Raw genomic sequence first — 18727 nt, 5'->3', positions numbered from 1 at the left:
GCCAAACCGGGAGACGGAGAGCGGTCCGTCAGTACGAACGGGGGAGGCCGAGATGGTGTTCTGCGATGTAGTTCTTCGCCATTTCGTTGGAAACGGGAACCGTCTCGGTTACGCGCGCGTTCTGCCAGAGTTCGAACACCTCGTACTCCTCGGTGAACCCGTTTCCGCCGTGGGTCTGGATCGCTCGCGACGCTGCTTCGGTGCTAAACGTGCTCGTGAGGAGTTTCGCCGCGTTCGTTTCCATACTGCAGTCCTGGCCGTCATCCCACTTGGATGCAGCACTGTACGTGATCTCGCGGGCAGCGAGTAATTTCGCGTAGCTCTCCGCCAGCGGGTGCTGGATCGCCTGATGTGACCCGATCGGGTCCCCGAACACGTTGCGGTCGTTCGCGTAGTCGACAGCGAGGTCGACTGCTCTGAGGCCATCGCCGAGCGCGCTGGCTGCACCGGCGATTCGTTCGGTGTTGAGCGTGTCGAACATGAGCCTGAACCCCTGGTCCTCAGCGCCGAGAATGTCGTCCTCGTGAACGCGTAACCCGTCGATGTTGACCTGGTACTGATGTTCGAACCAGGGGACCGCCGTATCGAGTTTCGAGAGGGTGATTCCATCGCGGGACGACGGGTCGGAGACGAGAAAGAGTGTCCCCCCGTGCGACGGGTTCTCGGGGTCGAACGGCGACGTCCGGGCGACGAGCAACATCTTGTCCGCGTTCTCGACGCTGCTGATAAAGGTCTTCTCGCCGTCGATCACGAATTCGTCGCCGTCACGCCGGGCGGTCGTATCGATGGCGAGCGTGTTTGTCCCCGCGTTGGGTTCAGTCAGGCCCATACAGAAGCGAAGGTCGCCGTTGACGATACGCGGGAGGAACTCCTGTTTCTGTTCTCGGGTCCCGTGGCGTTGAATGCTGATCCCGCCGAACACGGGCGTCAGAATGAAAATGATCCCGCCCTGGCCACCGGCGCGTGACAGTTCCTCGATGACGATCGCCATCTCCTCCATTCCCATGCCTTCACCGCCGTATTCCTCGTCGATGGCCACACCGAGCCACCCGTTGTCCGCGAGGTCCTGCCAGTATGATTCCGGGAACCGCTTCTCGTCGATGTGCTCGCGCCAGTAGTCCGCATCGTAGTTTGCGGCCAGGTCACGGACGGAATCCCTGATCAAATCGTGTACTTCCGTTTTGGTGTTTGACATACTTCGCCTTTCTCTCGGACCAATATAAATATCCTCGTATTTAGTCAGTCCCTGCCGGGACCGAGGTGAACCGTCGCGAGCAAACGCCGTCGACCGTCTCACAGTCAAATCAACAATACAACAACATGATTTATATGGGTTGGAATAAATACGAGTGGTATGAATGGGATGACCATTAGCTGGCTGGCAGAGCGTAACGCGTACAAATTCCCCGAAAAAGAAGCGATAGTGATGACGCCAGTGGAGGGTGGACGGACGGCGGTTACGAACGCCACTTTCAACGAGCGAATCGATCGGGTCGGGAACGCGCTCAGTGAGCGCGGTATCGAACGCCACGACAAAGTGGCCGTCTACACCGCGAACTCGATTCCGATGCTCGAGATGTTCCTGGGCGCAATGCGAATCGGTGCGATCCCCGTGCCGGTCAACCACCGATTCAAGGCGGATGAGGTCAAGTACGTCCTCGAGGACTCCGGGGCCGAACTCCTCCTCTTCGACGACCAAGCGACTGAAATCGTTGATCAGATCCACGACGATCAGGTAATGCCAGACGAGATGCTTTTCTCGGGGGACTCGACGCCCACATACGCGGCCGACTACGGCGAGTTCCGAGACGGGGCATCAGACGAGTCCGTCGAGATCGTTTCGTCGCGCACAGACCAGGCGATGCTCATGTACACGTCGGGGACGACCGGCAAGCCGAAGGGCTGTATTCTCACACACGACAACATCATCCAGATGACCGTCAACGGGATCGTGGAAAAGGCGTTCGAAGGCCGAAATGTCCGTGTCGACGGCCGCGGAATCATCGTGACGCCGCTGTTCCACATCTCCGCCTTCGGCATGTTCATCAACAACTACTACGCCTCAGCAACGACCGTTCTCATGAACGGGTTCGATCCTGACCGGGTGATGGAGATCCTCGAGTCCGAATCGGTGACGAACGGCTTCTTCGTGCCGATGATGGCCCGTGCGCTGCTCGCCGTCGACGACTTCGAGGAATACGATCTCTCCGAGTTCGAGGAGTTCGGAATCGGTGCTGCACCGTCCGGAAAGGAACTCAAACAGACGATCTCGAAAGCGTTCGATGCCGAGTTACAGGAGGCGTTCGGTCAGACCGAGATGTCACCGGTCGTGTCGCTGCTCCAGCCGAGTCAGGCCCTCGATCATCCCGACAGCGTCGGTCGGCCGGTCATGAACGTCATGTTTAAAATCATCGATCCGGACACTCACGAGGAGGTCGGACCGGGCGAAATCGGCCAGGCCTGCTATAGAGGGCCCACGATGTTTTCGGGTTACTACCAGATGCCCGAACGAACCGAAGAGGCGTTCGACGACGATGGCTTCTTCATTTCCGGCGATCTGATCCGGCAAGACGAAGAGGGGTTCATCGAGTTCGTCGGGCGATCCGACAATATGATCATTTCGGGGGGCGAAAACGTCTACCCGGCCGAGATCGAGGAGGTACTGCACGAACATCCGGCCATCGACGAGGTCGCTATCATCGGCGCGCCGGACGAGAAATGGGGCGAACGAATCAAAGCTGCGGTCGTTCCCGTCGATGACGAGGAACCCTCGGCGGAGGAACTCCAGGACTACGTCGGTGAGCGCCTGGCTGACTACAAAAAGCCCAGAGAGTTCATCTTCCTGAAATCGCTCCCGCGAAACCCGACTGGAAAAGTCTTGAAAAGTTCCCTGGCCGACGAAGACGGTGTCATGGTTGGGTGGGAATCGTAGTCCGCTCCGAACCGCCGAGCCGTTCGTTACAGCGGGTTCACAGACGGCCGCCACTCGTGGTCAGCTGTACACGTACCGACGCCGTATCGCGTTACGATCGTTTCGATCATAATTTCGTCAGTTCTCGCGACGAATAGCGATAGTAGCCACTGAAACGATTCACACACTGATCGCAATGCAGTCGTGCGATCTGGCGTGGCGTGGCTTTCGGTGGCTACTATAGAGACGGCCACGGTGAAGCGGTGGCCGATGATATCACGGACGATGTTTCGCTCGTTTGCATCAGATGCTCGATTGAGTAGGTACACCCCATGACCGCGCGTCGCGGACCGGTTTCGATAGGCCGTCCATGGCAGTTACACGGACGAAATGCGATTAGTCCCGAAGCTCTCGGACGATGGTTCGCTTTTGCATTTCGTCGGTGCCTTCGGTAAGTCGTTTCCCGCGAGAGGACCGATATCGCTCCTCGATGGGCTCACGCCGCGAATAGCCCTTCCCGCCATGGACTTGCATCGAGACGTCTGCAGCGTCGTTCTCGAGGTTCGCCGCCGAGAGTTTCGCCATCGCGGTCTCCTTGCGTGCATCGCGGCCGGTATCGCCCTTCCACGCCGCATAGCGATAGAGTTGCCGCGTTCGCTCGATGTCGGCCGCAACCTCCGCTAGCGGAAACGAAATCCCCTGCCGGTCGATCAAGGGCTCGCCGAACGTCTCACGCTCTTCGGCATAGTCGACGGCCTTCTCGATGAGGAATTGGGCCGAGCCGACACACCCGGCGGCGACGCCCAACCGCGCGTTACCGATCCAGTCCATCGCTTGGTAGAACCCCTTCCCCTCCTCACCGAGGAGCGCATCCTCGCCGACCCGGCAGTCGTCGAACTCGAGTTCCGACGGAGCGACCCATGCGTGCCCCATCGGTCGGTGAATGTCGCCAACCTCGAACCCCGGCGTATCGGCGTCGACGAGGAAACACGAAATCCCGTCGATCCGGCCGGGCTGACCGCTCGTCCGTGCAAAGACCATGGCGAAATCGGCGTACGGGCCGTTGCTGATCCACGACTTCCGTCCGTTGATGACCCACTCGTCACCGTCCGTCTCCGCGGTCGTTTCGAGCAGGTTCGGATCGCTTCCGTGGTTTGGCTCCGTGAGCGCGAAACACGTCGTTTTCTCGCCGGCCATCAGGGGATCGAGATACCGGTCACGCTGTCGTTCGTCGCAGGCCAGCAGGATCGGCGTCGGGCCGCCGCCGGCGCCCCGAACGGCGTACGTGTGCAGACCCGGGGGACGGTTCTCGAGAAACTCGGCGATGATCGCGTCGGTAAGCGTGTCGATCCCCCGTCCACCGACTTCCTCCGGCATGTTCATTCCCCAGAAACCGGCTTCGGCCGACCGCTTCCGGATCGTTTCCTTCAACTCGAGATACTCGGGAACCTGCTCGAACGAATCGTCGAAGATATGTCGTTCCGCGTCAGGACCGAGAAACCGTGCGTGCTCTTCCTCGAGCGGCTCGATTTCGTCTTCGATGAACGTCGAGAGTTCGTCCTTGAGTTGCGTCGCTTCCTCGGGTTCACTGAAATCCATGTTGTGAGTTGACACCACACAATCACATAAAGATGAGTGGTACTGGAGGCGAACGGATCGTCCGCCGCGTTAACTGGCCACCGGCGATCGTAGGATCCATACACGGCAACTGTCTTGGGGTCACGCTTCCTCGTATCCCCCGCACTACCTATAAAATCGGCCGATTCCCTGAGACGGCTCGGTACCACCGACAAACAGTACTCCAAGATCCGGCCCAGTCAGGACGCCGAGCACAGGCGTAAAAGCGGGAAACACACAGGGGTCGTTCCGAAACACATCATAGCGATCAGCTGTACACGGTGGCTACCTGATCGAACAAAAAGGACTGATTACGGATACCGTCCGCTGGTTGCGCTTCGGAGTCGGTCTACTCCGACTCGGCAAGTCGCGACTCGATGAGTCGATCGCGGTACGCCTCGGGTGAGCCAAGGAAGTTCCGCCAGCTCTTGGCCTGTTTGAGGTAAATGTGTGCATCGTGATCCCACGTAAAGCCCATTCCGCCGTGGTTTTTCATATCGTCGGCGAACACCCGGTGGAGGCGGTCGGCCGCGTACGATTTTGTCGCCGCAACGGCTCGGCCGGCATCGGGTTCGTCGGTATCGAGGGCCCACGAAGCGTAGTAGACCAGCGATCGGGCGCTCTGCATGTCGATCCACATGTCCGCCGCCCGATGCTTGACGGCCTGGAACATACCGATCGGTTGCCCGTACTGTTCCCGTTCGTTCCCGTATTCCGAAGAGAGTTCGACCGCGCGATCGGCGGCACCCGTGAGCATCGCTATCGCCGCGACCGAGTATCTATCGACCGCGTCGACGAGGGGGCCGCCGCCGCCGTGCAGCGGGCCGAGTAGGGCATCGGGACCGACCGTGAGGTTATCGAACGTCAGCTCGTACATCGGCCGTGCCCAGTCGAGGCTGTCTAACTGCCTGGCGTCAACGGCGTCGTGGGCGGTATCGACGAGGAACAACGAAATTCCGTCGTATCCCCGGCTGTCGCGGGTTCTGGCCGCGACGATTACCGTGTCGGCGTCGCCGCCGTATGGAACGAGCGTTTTCGTTCCGTCGAGTCGGTAGCCGGTTCCGTCGTTCGTCTCAACCGGGGCCGCGCGAAGTTGGATGCTCTCGGGGAGCGATTCCGTTTCGTCGTCGTAGACCGCGACGCTTACCTTGCAGTTCCCGTCGGCGATCGCGGGCAAATAGGCTGATTTCTGTTCTTCGTTCCCAAGATCGGAAATAAGCGGGACCGCGAACGCGGCCGTCTCCGGAAGCGGTCCGGGAAGCGCGTACCGCCCCGCGGCTTCGAGCAGCGCCGAAAGGTACACCATACCTTCTCCGAACCCGCCGTGCTCGAGTGGGACCGTGATCGCAGTGTAATCGAGTTCCGCGAGTTCGTCCCACAGGCGGTCGACGACATCCTCGCCGTTCAGCTGTCGCCTGGCGAGTTCCATGCCGCCTTCCGATTCGATGAAATCGCGTGCGGTTTCCTGTACTCGTTGGTGTTCCTCAGTCAATCTCGCATCCATAGTCACTCACTCCTGTGGCTCGTTTTGCTCTTTTTGTCTTTCGGGAGCCCGAGCACTCGCTCACCGATGATGTTTCGCTGGATGTCGCCGGTTCCGGCTGCAATCCACGACCCGTACGAACGAAGGTAGCCGGTCGTCTCGTCGAAGGCGGCGTCACCGTTCTCCCACAACGAGGTGGCAGGCCCCTGCACGTCGACGGCGAAGTTCAGAAGATCGATTCTGAGTTCGTCGCTAACGACGAGGTCCATCGACCCTTCGGGGCCGGGTCGACCCGTTTCGATCTGCTTGCTCACGTTACGATAGTGGCTCACCTTCGCGGCCTGAATCCGCGCATCGAAGTCGGCCAGCTGTTGGCGTATCTCCGGTTTCTCGATCAACGGCGTCCCGCCGCGCGTCTCGGTTTTGCAATACTCGAGCAGGTCGAGGTATCGCTGTTCGATCGTGTAGATCGAAGTCATGGCGTGTTCGTACGCCGAGAGCGTCATGACGATGTCCCATCCCTCATCGACCTCGCCGAGCACCAAGTCGCTGGTGGTGGTTGCATCGTTGAAATACACTTGGTTGAAACTTCGATCGTCGTTCGCCTGGTGAATGGGGTCGGTTTCCACCCCCTCCTGGTCCATGTCGACGAGGAGGACAGTCAGCCCCTCGTGTTTTTCGCCCGAGGCGTCGGTTCGGGTTACCAGGAGACACCAGTCGGCGTTATGCGCATAACTCGTCCAGATTTTCTGGCCGTTGATGACCCATTCGTCGCCGTTCCGTTCCGCACGAGTCGTCAGGCTCGCCACGTCGGAGCCGGCTTCGGGCTCGGAGTACCCCTGACACCAGATCTCCTCACCGCTGAGGATATTCGGCACGAATCGGCTTTTCTGTTCTTCCGTTCCGGCTTCGATCAGCGTCGGACCGATGAGGTTGATGCCGATAACGTTGACTTGCGGCGGTGCGTTGACACGCGCCATTTCCTCCCGATAAATCGTTTGCTCCACTAGCGATGCCCCGCGACCGCCGTACGCTTCGGGCCAGTGAATGCCCGCCCAGTCGCCGTCCGCCAGCGTCCGTTGCCAGTCTCTCAGGAAGGCAAGCCGTTCGTCGTCGTCCGACGGGAGCTCACGCTCGCCGTCGAGCCATCCGTCCGGTAAATTCTCCTCTAACCATACCCGTAGTTCGTCTCGGAACGATTCCTGGGCGTCAGTGTAACTGAAGTCCATGATTTCCGTCGATTGACCTCCTTCTCGTGTAGAAGGCGTCGGATCATATAAATTATTCCATGCCAGGGACACACGTGATATTGATACCCACATCCTCCGTCATAGAAACTATTACAACTGTTGACGAGGAACATGCAGCCGCGATGAGCGAGGACATAGTCAAGCTTCGTATCGAAGACGGCGTCGCGACTGCGACGCTTAACGATCCCGACCGGAGAAACGCACTATCGGAAGAACTCGCGAACGGATTACGAGGAGCCCTCGAGGAGGTGGAACGAAGCGATGCGCGGTGTCTCGTCATCGAGGGAGCGGGCGAAGCCTTCTCCGCGGGCGGCGACATCAGTAGCATGGTCGAAGCGATAGAGAACGACGTCCCGATCGACGACCGCGTCGACGGACTACTGGAGTCGACAAACGACGTGATGCGACAACTGGGCGAGTTTTCGCTCCCGACGATCGCGAAAGTCGACGGGCCAGCCGTCGGAGCGGGCGGAAACATGGCGATACTGTGTGACATACAGATCGCGAGCGACCGTGCGGCGATCGGCTTCGTCTTCCGCCAGGTCGGCCTCGGGGTCGATACGGGAACGTCGTATCGCTTACCGCGACTCGTCGGCGAGAACGTCGCCAAGGAACTCGTCTTCACCGGCCGGATAGTCGGCGCAGAAGAAGCAGCAGACCTCGGTCTATTCAATCACGTGTTTCCCGCGGCGGAGTTCGACGAGAAAGCCGACGAAATCATCGACTCGATCGCGTCGGGCCCGACGGTCGCATTGAAGCACGCAAAGCGTCTCATCGACGAGGGGAGCAACAAGTCGCTCGACCAGGCGATGATCGACGAGGCGGTCGCCCAGGGGATTATCTTCGAAACCGACGATCACGAGGAAGGCGTACAGGCGTTCCTGAACAATCGATCGCCCGAGTTCGAAGGGCAGTAAGGACGGGAACCTCGTCAACGTCGTTTGGGAGGTTGTACACGAGTCGGTATCGTATACCCGTGGAATGAAAGCCACACATGAACGCGACAGTAGCACCATCACTGTTACGCCGTACGCACCTCCTGTCGAAGTGTTTCAAAAGCGGAAGGGGGAAACCGCGTACAACCTCGAGGGCCGGTCGACGGCCGTTACAGTGACCGCTTCGTGCCGAAATCCGACCGAACGAATCGTCGCTATTCGAGCTCTATTTTCCGGACCTTTCCGCTTGCAGTCCGTGGCAGTTCGTCGATAAACTCGACTTCCCTGGGGTGCTTGTACGCCGCGAGGTTATCGAGGGCGAACTCTTTGATCTTGTCTTCGGTCACGTCGGTCCCGGGAACGATGTCCGCTGCTGTTACGACGAACGCTTTGGGTACTTCGTTTCGTCGCTCGTCCGGCACGCCGACCACGGCAACGTCCGTCACTGCCTCGTGTTCACGTAGCAGGTCTTCCACCTCGCTCGGGTAGATATTGTACCCCGACGTAACGACAACGTCCTTGGCCCGATCGACGATTTCGTAGTAGTTATCCTCGTCCCGTCGAGCCAGATCACCGGTCCGGAAATATCCCAGTTCGTCGAAGGCCTGCTCGGTCTTTTCGGGCAGGTTGTGATACGCTTTCATCACGTGTGGGCCCCGAATCAGCAACTCGCCCTCTTCGCCGGTCTTGACCTCGTTGCCCTCGTCGTCGACGATTTTGCAGTCGGTCATTCGGAAGGGTTGCCCGATGGACCCCAGTCGCGGCCCGAACGTGGATTCGTGGCCGGCATGCGTCGCACCGCTGGTCTCGGTGAGACCATACCCCTCGTACATATTGACCCCGGCAACCGATTCGAACTCCTCCTGGACGGTCACGGACATCTTGGCCCCGCCTTCGCCGACCGATTCCAGGCTCGAGAGGTCGTACTCACCGAACGACTCGTGATTCACCATATCGACGTACATCGCGGTGACCCCGTTGAACGACGTTATTTCGTGCGCTTCCATCGCGGCCATCGCGTCGGCGGGATCCCAATTGTCGGGGTTTCGAAGGAACATGTGGCCGCCTTTCAACAGCGGTTGCCAGGTGCAGTGATAGACTCCCGTCGTGTGATACAGCGGTAGGAATACCAGAGTCCGCTGGTCATCGGGGTCGTCGACGCCCGTATCGAGGCCGGCAAACGCCTGCGCGCGTAGGTTGCCGTGCGTCGAGAGAACGCCCTTCGGTTTGCCAGTCGTCCCGCTCGTGTATAACTGGGTAGCGACATCGTCGGTGTCCCGTTCGACACAGAGTGGTTCGCCGTCGACCGCTTCAAACGGAACGTCGTCCTCGCGTCCACCACCGACCGTAATCACGAGGGGATCGAGCCCGGTCTCCTCGAGCGTGTCTGCGACGGTGTCTCGAAGGGACTCGTGGGTGACGATCGCCTCCGCGCCGGAGTCCGTGAGCTGGTGAGCCAACTCGCGTGACTGGTACTGCGGGTTCGCAGGCGAAAACGGCGCCCCCGCCTTCAGTGCGCCGAACAGCGTGATGACGAACTCCGGACAGTTAGGGACGTATACCAGTACTCTGTCGTCCGGCTCGATCCCCCGCTCCGCGAGCCCGCCCGCAAACGCCGCCGAACGATCGCGCAATTCCGCGTGTGTCATGGTGCGGTCGCCCATCGTAATTGCCGGCGTATCCCCGTATTCCTCGACCGTGATGTCGTGAAGTGCTCCGACGTTTTCGGTGCCGCTCCCGTAGAAGTCTTCTCGTTCCATGCGTAGTGTCGACGTTTGACACGGCCTATTGTGAAACTATCGATTGAAACGCCCCGATGTCACCGGCCGGGTCCGGGTTTCGTCCGCAAGTACGAAATCGGAGTGAAATAGTAGCCACTGAAAGTCACTGCACACCTGATCGTACGGTGGCGTTGCGATCAGTATGTGAATTCGTTTCAGTGGCTACTATAGACACTGGACGGAAGCGCGGGACCCCTCGGACGGGGACAGGGGTCACGCGGATTGCAGTACTGCCACCGACCGTGTGGAACTTCCACACTGCTTCGAGAAACGAATCGGTCCTCGGAAGACCAGTAGAGCGACGGAATCGCCGTCGAACTGCCGTTTCGGGGGCGAACGAAACACCTTTGCCGTTCCGTATCAATGATGCTACCGAATGGCAGTCGAACTATCGGTGGGTGAGGTACGGTGATCTCGGCGAATGCGAACGCCTGCGTCGGGGAGACGGCGGCACCCGATAGTAACGAACGCGCGAGCCATCCGCCGCGCACAGGGAGAAATTTCTCGGCGAACGATCCGACTGAGTACACAACGTTCCAATGACACTCGATATTGACGATATTTCAGGCCAGTTAGAGTCGTATCTCTCCGGACGGTTGAGTAATGGAGATGTTTCGGTAACGGACCTCGAACGGCACACCGAAGGCTGGTCGCGGCAAACCATGTCGTTTACCGCCAGTTGGGCCGAATCGGGCACGGATCGTTCGGACCGACTCGTCGCCCGCGTCGATCCCGATCAAGGGGACGACCGACCGCTCGACTACCGGAACGATATCAGTACGGAGTTCGAAACGATCGAAAGCGTCCACGAGGCCGACGTCGACGTTCCCGTTCCCGAACCGTACTGGTTCGAATCCGACACATCGGTCCTCGGTGGATCGTTCTTCCTCGTCGGACACTGTCCGGGGTCCGCACCGGTCACGTGGAACCCCCGAGACCGACAGTCGCTATACGAGTCGTGGGATCGCGACGGCAAACCGTTACCCAACCAGTTCGTCGACATCATCGCGAACATCCACGAACTCGATAGCGATGATGTCCCCTGTCTCGAGTCGCGAAGCCCCGACGAGGTGATCGCTGCGAACCTCGAACAACAAGAGTTCAACTACGAGGAACTGAAACTCGTCGACGAACCGGCAGTAAACGAGATCCTCAACTGGCTCCACGAAAACAAGCCCCACGTTCCGGAAACGACGCTAGTTCACGGTGATTTCCGAGTCGGGAACATGTTGTTCCACGACGACTCCATTTCGGCCGTGCTGGACTGGGAACTCTCACAGATTGGCGATCCGATGTTCGACCTCGCGTATTCGTCCCTACAGTACTTCGCCGGCAAGCTCGTCGAGCCGACCGAGAGACCGGAACTCGCCGGCTCGCTGCTCGAGCGCGAATGGTACTACGACGAATACGAGGCGCGAACCGGTCGAACTGTCGACCGCGAGCGGCTTCGATACTGGCGCGTATTTAGCGCGTTCCGGATGATGAACGGCGGAGTGGGCGGCGCTCGGCGATTCCACGCTGACGATAGCGACGACGTTCGGGATGCCTGGTTCCAGTACATCGTTCCAGGGCTGATAGAAGACATGCTGGATCTCATTGAAGACGACCGGATATAAGCCGTATACGCGTCGACGACATCGCACACGTCAGTTGACGGCGGTAGATCGGTCGCCGTCCCCAATCGTACCCGTATTCGTGCGGTCGTTCGACATCGCCAGCTGCTATAGGAAGACGAGAGTTGACACATCGAGACTATCGAGCACTACCTCGAACTGTTTTATACCCAGTATCTGGTCATTTCGTAAGCGACCGTTTCCCATTCAATAACACACTCAGTTCGTTATCATCGACTCGCCACACCTGTTACGGATGCGAATTCCCAAACCACGGTGTTGTTTGATGCGGTTCTATTGAACTCACCGACAACGTCGGGGTACGTCGCTATACGGATTGAATAGAAGCGGAAGAGAGTCTTTTGCACAACGCTTTCTCTTCCGCTTCGTTAAACAGGCTGTCTCGATCGCACGAAAAGTTACTGATGCAATGCTGATTCAGATCAGCCATCCTACCGGCAACGGAGTTACCGGTCTGGAAGCATGCTGTCTTGCATTTCGCGTCTTCATACCTTACGATCACACGCACACTGTGCGAATCGAGGATAAACTCTACAACCAGCGCTCGGTCTGTGAAACCGTGAACTCGGTGATCAAGGGCTCGGACAGTCTACCGTTCGAGCGCTTGCATGGTATCGCCAGTTCCGTGAATTCAATAGGGCCCATGACGAGTTTTTCTTATCGCGGTCGGAGCGCAACAGTTGGGAAATCGTCCTCGTTACGGTCACGACTGCTAGCGATACGAATTCGAAGCAAAACAGCTTCGACGTCATGTCGAATATGGACTTCTAGTTCGTTGCCGAGGGGATCAAAACCGTCGATTTGTACGGAATCTCCACTGCGAAATCCAACGCGGAGATCGACGACTTACTCCGCCGATTACAGGCGATCGATCAGGTGAACGAGATCGACCACTTTATCGAGACGGAGCAAGCCGTAAACATCAGAAACTGTTTTTAGTTTATTAATCACTCGCTGAAAATACAAGATTCGCGAATCTATCGTTCGAGCCACCACTCCTGTTTCACTCGACTGATCAGTGAATCGGATTACAGCACAGGATCAGTTCTGAACGGCCGGTTCAAACAGTATCGTGTCGAATGCGGTGTCGACAGTGGACTCCGGATGAACCGTTGCAACCAGGAAGTCGGTTTTGTTGGCGAAGTAATCGACAAGTCGGCGAGTGCGTTCAGCGTCGAACGCACCCAGTGAGTCGAGGGCGAGTACCGGCGTCACGTCGTCAACGTCGTACGTGACGAATCCGGCGAGCGCGAGGACGAGTCCGATCATCTCGCGCTCACTTTCGGCAAGGTGTTCGATCGAATCCGACTGGGTTCGACCGTCGACTTCCCGAGCGATTACCAGCTCGAACTCGCCGTCGAGCCAGACACGTTCGATCCGTTCGAACTCGAGAGCATCCAACAGTTCATCCATTGTCTCGTTGAACACAGCCCGAAGTTCGCTCTCGAGATTTTCGATCTGATCCGTTAACGTCGTGATCTCCTCGGACAATTGTGCCACCTCGTCACGTTTGCGCTCCACGTCGGCACGCGTTTCGCGGAGGGATTCACACGCCTCCTCCAGCCGCTCGATGTCTCGGCGGATCGTCCGGATCTCGACGCGCGTTTCCTCGATTTCGCCAGTGAGTTCCGACTGCTCGGAGCGCTGGTCGGCGTTTCGGTCAGCGATTTCTTCGTCCAGTTCAGTAAGACGTTCACGAACGTTCTGACACTGCTCTTGGCGTTCGTCGAGAGAGTCGCGACGGCTCGCCAGCTTCTGCTCGATGTCCTGCTTTTCTGCCTCGAGTTCCTGAATCTTTGTCTCCGATCGTCGAACCTGCTCTATCTGTTCCGATATTTCATCAATCTTTGGTTCGTGTTCCCGTTTGCGCCGTTTGTCCGCTTTGACCAGCGTCGTCAGTTCTTCAACCGTCTCATCTAACTCGTCGATCGAGGCTGATTGACCACAGGTCCAGCAGGTCACTTCCTCTCCCATCAACCCGCTATCGCGACCGAGAGCGCCCGTGAACTCGGAGTTGAGCATTTCCCGATTCGCGGTCAAGACCGACTGCAGAACGTCGAGACGCTTCGTTACATCGTCGAGTTCAGACCGAAGCGATTTTCGCTTCTGTTTGAGCGATTCAATATCGGTCTCTTCAACGGCTTCGCGCGCCTCCTCGAGTTCCGCGCTGATCTCGTGTTTCCGGTCCTCGAGTCGGTCGATTGCGGTTTCGAGTTGTTCGATCTGGGCCTCGCTCTCGGCCTCATCGGAGCGCAGATCGGCCCGCTTCTCGCGTAGCTCCTGAAGACCGTCGTCGCTGTCGGTATCGTCTTGCTCGTCGTACAATTCCTCGAGTTTCGACTCGAGTTCATCGAGTCGTTCCCGTTTGGTTTCGAGTTCGCGCTGTCGGTCCTCGAGCTTGTCGTCGACATCACCGACAGACTCGATTTCCGTAGTGAGCTCTCGTTTCCGGCGCATTTTCGTCGCCCGCTCCTCCTCAAGTGACTCGATATTCATCGGCCCTTTCAGTAGCGGCTCGACGTCTTCGTTGCGCGCCACGGCACTTCGAAGCGAATTCGTCTCCAGTAACGCCGCGAATCGCTCGAGGAGAGTGACGTCATCTGGGTCTTCGATCCACGCTTCGCCGCTCGTTTCGACACCGTTATCGGTTCGGCGGGCAACCCTCTCGATTTGCGTCTCGTCTGATGACAGCACTGCGCGAGCCTCGTCCGCTCCGCTTCGGATCGGAACCGTACTGGATCCGAGCGCGAAGAGGAGTCCCCTGAGTAGCGAACTCTTGTTCGCGGCGTTCGGCCCCTGGATGAACGTCGGTCCTCCTGTGAGGGTTATCTCTTTTCGTTTGATACCACCGATATTCTCTAGTTCGAGGTGAAGTGTTTTTTCAGCCATAGTTAGTTGTTACAGCGGCAGACGTATCCGCGTCGAATCGAACGGTCAGCGGGGACGCGAGCGTGACAGTTCTCGCATTCCAGTTCTACGGTAACGGAAACGGTGACGTCACCGCCGGCAGTCAACTGTTCTTTATTCCGTAACGATCGAACGGCCTCCGTTATCTTCGTTTCGGCGTGATTCCGTGAAATATCGATCGCGTCCCGTTCCCACTCCCCGCTCGAGAGATCTACATCGGACTCCAGACACTCCTTCAGATGTGTCCGGATCACGCCGTACGAGACGAAATCGTCCCGTAACTGTTCGATCGGAACGCCCGTGTTCGCTAACTCTGTCGCGACCTCCGCTGCAATCGCCTCGTCGGATTGCAATCGCTCGTATTTCGACTCGGCTTCGTCTCCGAGAGTCGAGAGCCCCGCACGGTCCATTTCGCGGCGCAGCATAAGTGTATTAAACCACTTGGAAAGTTTCCGATATCCCTTTCGCTGGGACGAATCCGCTTGCCATTGTTCGAGTAATTGTTCCTCGTATCGCTCCATATCGTATTCATCTAATACTCGACAAACTTTACATCCATACTCGCTCATTGGAGTTAATACTCCCCCAAAACAAATAAGAACGTCGGTTTGTCACTCTACTGGGTTAATTATGCGAATTCGGATGAACGAAACCGAATGGAATTCAGGTCGCCAGTGGGGGCTGGAGATGATAGTGAGAACGGATCTGTCGGGAACGGATATCCCGATCGAGTTCCGTTCGGCTGTCGTACCGAAGCGCAGGTTCGAGAACCGGCCGTGTTCAATTTCGTTGATTGCATACGTACGCGTCGCGCTGGAGCCACGTTTCGGTGGTATTCGGTTCGGCGTTTCTAAAGCAATTTTGAACTGATAGGTTTGCAGTTTTGCTTCTTGAAAGAGACGTTCGGCGGCGTTCCGATTTCCGTGTGTCTCGTGACGAAATCGGAGGCCGTGTCGGTTGCGTGCAGCTTCCAGTCAGTGTCCGGAATCGATGAGAAACACGGCGTCATCGACATCGTGTTTCTCGGTGAGTTCAGAGAGAAAGATCGAGGTAACACCCTCGCTCCGCGTCGGAAACAGCCTGGTGTGGGGAAATTTGTTCGTTTCGGGATCGACAGCAGCGTACAGCCAGTAGCGCTGATCGTCGAAATTAAACGGTCACGTCGAGCGCGATGTGATCCGGCTGGGCACCGTCTGTCGGCTGTACGTCAGCCTTTTGGACCCACTTGTGAACTGTCAAGCGCGCCCGTTCGACACCGAAATACTCTAAGACAGAGATAGTATCTATAAGTGACGATTCACACAACTGGAGCTGGATACTGCGTTCCATGAGCTTGCGCGGTGTCTGCTCGCGCTCCACAAAATCCAACTCGATCCCGATACTAGATCGTCGAGGCGGTCAAATTCTGGCATAGCACAACGAATTCCACCGCCTCACTCCTTCACACTCTACTCTGAACAGCATCCCGGGTGATCAGCGGCATATTTTTACGGACTACCGGCATCGGTTGCGACGTGGGACGCTACCATCCAGGGAAACACGACTCGTTCATCAAGTGTGATACGCCTCGATGTGGGGCAAACAATGCCCCAGAAGGGTCCGCAGAATACGAAACTGACTGCTGGCGGTGCGGGGAGCCCCTCGGCGGGAAACCCGAGCCCGGAGAAGAGGTCACCGTCGATATCGTCGATGAGAAACCCGACGGAACGCTCGTCTGCAAAACCGAGAGCGGATTCGTCCTCTTTCTCGAGGAAGACATTGCAGCGATCGAGGCCACGGTTCGAGTTACCACTGTCGACGAGACGTACGGAGAAGCGGAACTCATCGAAACAGGATCGTAGCGCATCCGGTATTCTGCTGGTCGATGACTCGTGAAGTGCTCACTACGTTTGCAGTACGTTTGCAGGTGCTCGCGATAACGCCGTTGTCTATACGTATCACAACGGGTTCTGGCCCGATAGCAGCTGAAAGCCAATGGATACTCGCTCGCACGATAGTAGCGCGGTTCGGAGCGTGCGCGGTTTGGAGCGTGCGCGGTTTGGAGCGTGCGCGGTTTGGAGCGTGCGCGGTTCGGAGCGAACGCAGTGAGCGAGAACCGCGGGAATGCGAACGGCGAGCCGAAGTGAGCCGTGAGCGAACGCAGTGAGCGAGAACCGCGGGAATGCGAACGGCGAGCCGAAGTGAGCCGTGAGCGAACGCAGTGAGCGAGAACCGCGGGAATGCGAACGGCGAGCCGAAGTGAGCCGTGAGCGAACGCAGTGAGCGAGAACCGCGGGAACGCGAACGGTGAGCGAAGCGAGCCGAAAGCGATCACGGTGACGAGAATCGCGGACGGCGGTCGGCGTGAATCGTTCCAGTAGTTACTCGAGCCTCTGAAGCGGGCACCGGTACAAGCAAATCCGTTCAGCGACGGACGAAGCCGCGTTACTCGAGCAGGCCGAGCTCCTCGAGGCGGGTAACGATCACATCGACGGCCTGACTGGCGTCTTCCACCTTCTTCCCGCCGGTGATAACCAGTTTCCCGGAGCCAAAGAGGAGGGCGACGACTTTTGGCTCATCGAGGCGATAGACGAGTCCGGGGAATTGCTCCGGTTCGTACTCGATGTTCTCGAGGCCCAGCCCGATGGCGATCGCGTTCAGGTTGAGGTTCCGGCCGAGATCAGCGCTGCTGACGATGTTTTGGACGATGATCTCGGGGTCCGCTTCGACCTGGATCTGGAGTTCGCGGAGTTCGTCGAAGACGATATTGAGACTCTCGTGGACGGCGTCAGTGCTTTTCGCGCCGGTACAGACGATCTTTCCCGAACGGAAGATCAGTGCGGCGGACTTGGGATTCTGGGTGCGGTAGACGAGACCGGGGAACTGTTCCGGGTCGTAGTCGGCCCCCTCGAGGTCCATTGCGACACTCTGGAGATCGAGCTCCTGCCCGATGCCGGTCGACGCCACCACGTTTTCGATGTTGATGGATTCCTTCGGGTCAGCCATATGACGTTCAAAAATATGTATTTAAAGCTTATAAACCCGCGTACTCCAATATCCGTTAGAACTTTCTACTCAGTAACTGTAGCCGGATATAATAGATAACCTTGACGAGATTTATGTCGAAAGGTTGAAAGTTACCCCCGACAACGTTGAGGGAAAAGATGTCGACACAACGGCTCTTAGCGGCAATAGCGTACAAAAATGGTCTTACACAAACTGAACTAGCCGAGTGGTACGGCGTTCAGCGACGGACAATCTATAGCTGGCTCAAGCGACTTGAGACCGACGAGTCGCTTGAACAGGCCATGACTGATGATCACTTATCTGGGATAAAACAAAATCCTTCAGAATATCATCAAAAGATGTTCGAAGAAACCGTCCACAAATCTCCTGCGGAAGTTGGGATCGACGCGCCGGCGTGGACGCCGGCGCTTGTCCAGCAGTATCTGGAGGAGACGTCCGATGTCGAGTACTCAATCCCGAGCTGTCGGCAGTTGTTCAACAAAGCGGGATTGAGTTATCAAAAACCACGCCGTACAGCCGTCGAGTCTGATGCTGACGAACAGCAAACGTTCCGCGAGGAACTCAAAAAAGCGGCGGGAGATGGACGCCACAGTAGTCCGTATCGATCAAACCAAGAAATCAGTGCAGGTCGAGCCGCGTACCGGGTGGTTTCCGCGCGGCACGTGGCCAGCTGTTGAATTATCTGGCCAACGCGATTGGACGTGTCTGTTGGGCGCGATTCCCGAAGACGGTGATCGCTTTTTCTCTCGATTCGAAGAGTACGTGACTGCCGAATACGCGAAACATTTCATTCTCGTAGTATGCAACGAATTTTTAGATAATCTGAGTATTGTGCTGGACGGAGCACCGTATTTTCGGGCGTCGGCCGTCACGGACCTGGCGGCCCGTGACGACCTCTCCTTCGTGAGAGTGCCGGCGTATTCGCCAGAGGTCAATCCGGTCGAAGAGTGCTGGGGACAACTTTAATCAGCGCTAAGCAACCAGTTCTTTGATTCACTTTCTGAACTCACAACAGCGATTGATACCGCTCTTGATCGACTCTCTATACCAAAGGTGAGTGATTAATTCTAATCCCTACTATAGATCCGACCAGCAGAAGAGAAAACGTGAGTGGTTCGATTTCCTACTACCGCTGTCAGAACCGATCGTATCACTGATTCTATGGTAGCCACCGAAGGCCACTGGCCACCTGATCACACGATG

General features: G+C 57.6%; 12 protein-coding genes and 3 pseudogenes. 6 read left to right on the top strand and 9 right to left on the bottom strand.

What is annotated here, in order from left to right; genetic code table 11:
- Positions 1 to 28: 28 nt before the first annotated feature.
- Entirely contained in the window at positions 29 to 1195 is a 1167-nt protein-coding gene (locus CP556_RS17180; protein WP_098726721.1) for an acyl-CoA dehydrogenase family protein, read from the bottom strand.
- Positions 1196 to 1354: 159 nt separating this feature from the next.
- On the opposite strand from CP556_RS17180, the gene CP556_RS17175 reads away from it, so the two are divergent.
- A complete protein-coding gene (locus tag CP556_RS17175) occupies positions 1355 to 2932 on the top strand; it encodes a class I adenylate-forming enzyme family protein (RefSeq protein ID WP_098726720.1) in 1578 nt (525 codons plus the stop codon).
- Positions 2933 to 3307: 375 nt separating this feature from the next.
- On the opposite strand, the gene CP556_RS17170 is transcribed toward CP556_RS17175, so the two are convergent.
- The 3 genes from CP556_RS17170 to CP556_RS17160 all read right to left on the bottom strand — a co-directional run bounded on the left by CP556_RS17170 (position 3308) and on the right by CP556_RS17160 (position 7240).
- Positions 3308 to 4510: an acyl-CoA dehydrogenase family protein gene (locus CP556_RS17170; protein WP_098726719.1), complete on the bottom strand. Its 1203-nt coding sequence runs from the start codon at positions 4508 to 4510 to the stop codon at positions 3308 to 3310.
- Positions 4511 to 4877: 367 nt separating this feature from the next.
- On the bottom strand, positions 4878 to 6032 hold the full coding sequence (locus CP556_RS17165) for an acyl-CoA dehydrogenase family protein (protein ID WP_098726718.1): 1155 nt from the start codon (positions 6030 to 6032) through the stop codon (positions 4878 to 4880).
- 2 nt (positions 6033 to 6034) lie between these two features.
- Positions 6035 to 7240 (bottom strand): acyl-CoA dehydrogenase family protein, encoded by a 1206-nt coding sequence (locus tag CP556_RS17160; RefSeq protein WP_098726717.1) that lies wholly within the window; start codon positions 7238 to 7240, stop codon positions 6035 to 6037.
- A 143-nt stretch (positions 7241 to 7383) separates the two neighbouring features.
- On the opposite strand from CP556_RS17160, the gene CP556_RS17155 reads away from it, so the two are divergent.
- Complete coding sequence (locus tag CP556_RS17155) at positions 7384 to 8178, top strand: enoyl-CoA hydratase/isomerase family protein (RefSeq protein WP_098726716.1); 795 nt, start codon at positions 7384 to 7386, stop codon at positions 8176 to 8178.
- A gap of 233 nt (positions 8179 to 8411) precedes the next feature.
- Here the strand turns inward: CP556_RS17155 and CP556_RS17150 are convergent, their stop codons facing one another.
- A complete protein-coding gene (locus CP556_RS17150) occupies positions 8412 to 9956 on the bottom strand; it encodes a class I adenylate-forming enzyme family protein (RefSeq protein ID WP_098726715.1) in 1545 nt (514 codons plus the stop codon).
- 560 nt (positions 9957 to 10516) lie between these two features.
- Between CP556_RS17150 and CP556_RS17145 the strand changes: the two genes are divergently transcribed.
- Together CP556_RS17145 and CP556_RS27295 are read left to right on the top strand one after the other, a co-directional pair.
- Positions 10517 to 11593 carry a phosphotransferase family protein gene (locus CP556_RS17145; protein WP_098726714.1) on the top strand — a complete coding sequence of 359 codons (1077 nt, stop codon included), beginning with the start codon at positions 10517 to 10519 and terminating at the stop codon, positions 11591 to 11593.
- A 496-nt stretch (positions 11594 to 12089) separates the two neighbouring features.
- Positions 12090 to 12280 (top strand): annotated as a pseudogene (locus CP556_RS27295) (IS5/IS1182 family transposase); the annotation flags it as partial.
- Between the two features lie 372 nt (positions 12281 to 12652).
- Here the strand turns inward: CP556_RS27295 and CP556_RS17135 are convergent.
- The 3 genes and pseudogenes from CP556_RS17135 to CP556_RS17125 form a co-directional block, all read right to left on the bottom strand.
- Positions 12653 to 14500 (bottom strand): archaea-specific SMC-related protein, encoded by a 1848-nt coding sequence (locus CP556_RS17135; RefSeq protein ID WP_098726713.1) that lies wholly within the window; start codon positions 14498 to 14500, stop codon positions 12653 to 12655.
- A 2-nt stretch (positions 14501 to 14502) separates the two neighbouring features.
- Positions 14503 to 15087: a rod-determining factor RdfA gene (gene rdfA, locus CP556_RS17130; RefSeq protein ID WP_343124882.1), complete on the bottom strand. Its 585-nt coding sequence runs from the start codon at positions 15085 to 15087 to the stop codon at positions 14503 to 14505.
- Positions 15088 to 15298: 211 nt separating this feature from the next.
- A pseudogene (locus CP556_RS17125) lies at positions 15299 to 15930 on the bottom strand (IS6 family transposase).
- Positions 15931 to 16032: 102 nt separating this feature from the next.
- Here CP556_RS17125 and CP556_RS17120 point away from each other — a divergent pair.
- Positions 16033 to 16359: a TRAM domain-containing protein gene (locus CP556_RS17120; RefSeq protein ID WP_098726711.1), complete on the top strand. Its 327-nt coding sequence runs from the start codon at positions 16033 to 16035 to the stop codon at positions 16357 to 16359.
- A gap of 583 nt (positions 16360 to 16942) precedes the next feature.
- Here the strand turns inward: CP556_RS17120 and CP556_RS17115 are convergent.
- Complete coding sequence (locus CP556_RS17115) at positions 16943 to 17503, bottom strand: TATA-box-binding protein (RefSeq protein WP_098726710.1); 561 nt, start codon at positions 17501 to 17503, stop codon at positions 16943 to 16945.
- Positions 17504 to 17594: 91 nt separating this feature from the next.
- On the opposite strand from CP556_RS17115, the pseudogene CP556_RS17110 reads away from it, so the two are divergent.
- Positions 17595 to 18589 (top strand): annotated as a pseudogene (locus CP556_RS17110) (IS630 family transposase).
- The last annotated feature ends 138 nt before the right edge of the window (positions 18590 to 18727 follow it).

Source organism: Natrinema sp. CBA1119 (assembly GCF_002572525.1).
In the GTDB taxonomy this organism is placed as follows: Archaea; Halobacteriota; Halobacteria; order Halobacteriales; family Natrialbaceae; genus Natrinema.
This window is presented reverse-complemented; position numbering and strand designations above follow the sequence as displayed.

Bases quoted from the DNA above. Each gene is read 5' to 3' on its own strand.
- CP556_RS17180 (WP_098726721.1), bottom strand. From the start codon at position 1,195: ATGTCAAACACCAAAACGGAAGTACACGATTTGATCAGGGATTCCGTC.
- CP556_RS17175 (WP_098726720.1), top strand. From the start codon at position 1,355: ATGAATGGGATGACCATTAGCTGGCTGGCAGAGCGTAACGCGTACAAA.
- CP556_RS17170 (WP_098726719.1), bottom strand. From the start codon at position 4,510: ATGGATTTCAGTGAACCCGAGGAAGCGACGCAACTCAAGGACGAACTC.
- CP556_RS17165 (WP_098726718.1), bottom strand. From the start codon at position 6,032: ATGGATGCGAGATTGACTGAGGAACACCAACGAGTACAGGAAACCGCA.
- CP556_RS17160 (WP_098726717.1), bottom strand. From the start codon at position 7,240: ATGGACTTCAGTTACACTGACGCCCAGGAATCGTTCCGAGACGAACTA.
- CP556_RS17155 (WP_098726716.1), top strand. From the start codon at position 7,384: ATGAGCGAGGACATAGTCAAGCTTCGTATCGAAGACGGCGTCGCGACT.
- CP556_RS17150 (WP_098726715.1), bottom strand. From the start codon at position 9,956: ATGGAACGAGAAGACTTCTACGGGAGCGGCACCGAAAACGTCGGAGCA.
- CP556_RS17145 (WP_098726714.1), top strand. From the start codon at position 10,517: ATGACACTCGATATTGACGATATTTCAGGCCAGTTAGAGTCGTATCTC.
- CP556_RS17135 (WP_098726713.1), bottom strand. From the start codon at position 14,500: ATGGCTGAAAAAACACTTCACCTCGAACTAGAGAATATCGGTGGTATC.
- rdfA (WP_343124882.1), bottom strand. From the start codon at position 15,087: ATGAGCGAGTATGGATGTAAAGTTTGTCGAGTATTAGATGAATACGAT.
- CP556_RS17115 (WP_098726710.1), bottom strand. From the start codon at position 17,503: ATGGCTGACCCGAAGGAATCCATCAACATCGAAAACGTGGTGGCGTCG.